This is a genomic window from Deltaproteobacteria bacterium (genome assembly GCA_016223005.1).
GTDB lineage: Bacteria > Desulfobacterota > GWC2-55-46 > UBA9637 > GWC2-42-11 > JACRPW01.
Window position 1 is genome coordinate 1 of the sequence record JACRPW010000052.1, and the last position, 3,040, is coordinate 3,040.

The window sequence follows — 3,040 nt, forward strand, 5'->3', positions numbered from 1 at the left end:
AGCAGGAGAGGTGAGGTTCAGGTGCTTTTTATCTCTGTTGACCCTAGCAGGGATACGCCTGAAAGACTAAAAGAATATGTCCCATATTTTAATCCATCATTTATTGGATTAACCGGCACAGAAGTAGAGATAGATAAAGTTATAAAACAGTATGGTGCAATGTATGAGAAGGATAAACCGGACGAGAGAGGATATTATTCGGTGGGACATTCAACCAGCATCTATCTTATAGACAGAGAAGGCAATTTCAAGTATCTGTTCTCATTTCATACACCGAGGGAAGAAATGGCAAAGGTTATAAAGCAGTATATGTAATGAAAAAAACTTATTATTTGGAGGAGGATAATATGTTTAAACTAAGTTTATCTTTTATTAGCATTTTAGTTTTTGTGTTTCTTATGGCATCTAATGGAATTGCAGGGGACATAGAGATTAAAATGGCATGGACAAGAGAAACACCGCCAAATGCGCCTACAGGCGCTGCATATATGACAATTGCAAATCATGGAACTGCAGACGACCGTCTTATAGAGACAGAATCAAATATTTCAGAAAGAACAGAACTGCATATGGGCTATATGGAGCAAGGCATGATGAAGATGCGAAAATTAAACAGTATTGATATGCCTGCTGGCAAGACCGTTGAATTAAAACCCGGAGGATATCATGTTATGTTTATTGGACCGAAGAAACAACTTACAGCAGGAGAAGAAATTCATATTGTATTAAAATCTGAAACGGCAGGGATAATAAAGGTTACGGCGCCGGTTAAAAAGTCTGACAATGAAGCAGGCACTATGAAAATGAGATGACAATTTGAAGATAATGGTGAAAAAATTTTTAATCATAGCGATACTTGGTGTTATTACATTTAATCTAAATATCTTCTGCCGCGGTTTGCACATTGATAAGCACGGCGGCGGGCATAATTCATCAACTGATACATGTCCAATCAAGGGTGCATGTCCGCATCATCAACATACCAGTAATCATAACCATTCACATAATGGAGACCATAATAAAACAAAAGAAGAAGTATCTATAATCTGCACCTGTTCTGCTGATGGTCAAGTATCAACCATTGCCTATGAAATTATAATCCCGTCTGAAACATGCATTGTTGTAACGCAGCCATTCATATACAGTCTTTTCGAAGATAAACAAATCTACAGCAGTATAAACACTGTCCCATCTGAAGGACCTCCCAAGCTTTCCGCCTGATTTTTCATAACCAGTTCCACCCATAAAAAAATTGTAAATTGAAGATTGGAAATTGGAAATTTTTAAATGAGAAACCAATCTTGCAATTTATAATTTGCAATTTGCATTTTACAATTTGAGCAAAGCGAATACAGGAGGTTCTATGTTCTACAAGGCTATAATAGAGTGCGGCCATGTGGGTGCAGGCAATTCCATTGAAAGGGTCTGGTTTCTGAAAGGCGAGAACCCTATTGCCGTGCTTCAAAGGGCAAGGATGTTTCCAAGGGTAAAAAGAAAAGACACCCTTTTAAGCATCAAACTGCTCAAGAAGATAAGCAAAGAGGAATATATCTGCGGCATGAACAAGAGAAGAGGCGCAGTGGTGCAGTAGTCTGAGAGGGCAGGAAAATAAATCTCCCTGCCCTCATTTTCCACAAATGAAGGAGGTTATACAAATGAAGAGATGCATGTCAATATGTTTATTGTCAATCCTTTTTTTAGTTTCACTGAGCGGTTTGAGTTTTTCATGTGATTACTGCCTTTTATCCCAGGGTTTATCCCCTCTTCAGACCACTACAGGGATAGGTCTAAGGATAGATGAACGTTACACAGTTCTCAACGATATGTATAAAGGCACAAAGAAGGTAGAAAATCCTGGAAATAAGGAGACCCATCTTACAACCCAAGTTACAGGATTTTATGCCATAAACCCTGACCTTACAGCCTTTGTTGTTGTGCCGTATGTGAGAAGAACCATGAAAGAGTGGGATGATGTGAGCATGACGTTTATGAAAGGGAAGGCGTCAGGTTTGGGGGATATTGTCCTCATGGGCAGATACACCTTCTATAGGCGGCATGAGTTGGATTCCACGACCATCGTAGCCGGCCAGGCCGGGGTAAAACTTCCTACAGGGGCTACCAATGCGAAAGATGATATGGGAATGTATATGGATGCCCACATGCAGCCAGGCACAGGCTCTACCGATATACTTCTGGGATTAAACTTAAGCCATGCGATAGACAGGTTCACCATTGCCGCTAACCTCCTCTACTCTATGAATAATGAAGGGAAAAAAGGGGAAACAGGAATGGATACAGGGGATGAAAAACATCAATTCGGAAACATGCTTAGCTATGACCTAACAGGCATCTACCGGATATATCCGGCAACACCGCCTGGACCAACGGTATCCTTTGCCCTTGGTGTCGCAGGAGAGAGGAGGGGTAAAGAAAAGATTGACGGTGTCACAGTGGACGGCAGCGAGGGGCACACAATTTATCTCAATACAGGTCTTTTGTTCATACCTCATCCGCAATGGATTGTGGAACTCAATTACAGACCTGCTATATATCACGATCTGCCTGCCGACCCGACAACCGGGGAGGCGCAGATGGGAGAGGATTACAAGGCAATATTGTCTGTTTCTCATCTGTTTTAGATTAAGGAGGTTAGATATGTATCGTACAGGTATATCTGCAATCCTTTTATCGTTGGCAATCTGGGGATGCGCAACCATTCCGCGGGTTACCGATACTGAGTTACATGAGGCTATGAAGCTTACCGGCGACCCGGCAGCCGGAAAGGCCGTTTACGAAAAGAACTGCATCTACTGTCACAGGGAGAAAGGCGAAGGGGGAGGCGTTGCCGGCGGGACGCTGGAAAAAAGTATGCCAAAGAGAGATGAAGACCTTTACAGGTCTATAAAGCAAGGGATGGGAGACTGGATGCCTGCATTTTCCAAACTCAGCGCAAAGGAGACTGTGGATGTTATTGCCTATGTCAGGGAACTACTGCGGAGGTAGAATGAAAGGGGGCTTGATACTCGCCTTGCTATTATGC

General features: G+C 42.2%; 6 protein-coding genes. All 6 read left to right on the forward strand.

Annotated elements, in window-relative coordinates; translation table 11 throughout:
• On the forward strand, window positions 1-315 hold a 315-nt coding region (locus HZC45_06090; protein MBI5682719.1), incomplete at its 5' end, for an SCO family protein.
• Window positions 316-347: 32 nt separating this feature from the next.
• On the forward strand, window positions 348-812 hold the full coding sequence (locus HZC45_06095; GenBank protein MBI5682720.1) for a copper chaperone PCu(A)C: 465 nt from the start codon (window positions 348-350) through the stop codon (window positions 810-812).
• 4 nt (window positions 813-816) lie between these two features.
• Window positions 817-1,221, forward strand: a complete 405-nt coding sequence (locus tag HZC45_06100; GenBank protein ID MBI5682721.1) for a hypothetical protein — start codon at window positions 817-819, stop codon at window positions 1,219-1,221.
• A 142-nt stretch (window positions 1,222-1,363) separates the two neighbouring features.
• A complete protein-coding gene (locus HZC45_06105) occupies window positions 1,364-1,591 on the forward strand; it encodes a hypothetical protein (protein MBI5682722.1) in 228 nt (75 codons plus the stop codon).
• Between the two features lie 64 nt (window positions 1,592-1,655).
• On the forward strand, window positions 1,656-2,639 hold the full coding sequence (locus tag HZC45_06110; GenBank protein ID MBI5682723.1) for a transporter: 984 nt from the start codon (window positions 1,656-1,658) through the stop codon (window positions 2,637-2,639).
• Window positions 2,640-2,655: 16 nt separating this feature from the next.
• Window positions 2,656-3,003: a cytochrome c gene (locus HZC45_06115; protein MBI5682724.1), complete on the forward strand. Its 348-nt coding sequence runs from the start codon at window positions 2,656-2,658 to the stop codon at window positions 3,001-3,003.
• Window positions 3,004-3,040: the final 37 nt, after the last annotated feature.

Bases quoted from the DNA above. Each gene is read 5' to 3' on its own strand.
- HZC45_06105 (MBI5682722.1), top strand. From the start codon at position 1,364: ATGTTCTACAAGGCTATAATAGAGTGCGGCCATGTGGGTGCAGGCAAT.
- HZC45_06110 (MBI5682723.1), top strand. From the start codon at position 1,656: ATGAAGAGATGCATGTCAATATGTTTATTGTCAATCCTTTTTTTAGTT.
- HZC45_06095 (MBI5682720.1), top strand. From the start codon at position 348: ATGTTTAAACTAAGTTTATCTTTTATTAGCATTTTAGTTTTTGTGTTT.
- HZC45_06115 (MBI5682724.1), top strand. From the start codon at position 2,656: ATGTATCGTACAGGTATATCTGCAATCCTTTTATCGTTGGCAATCTGG.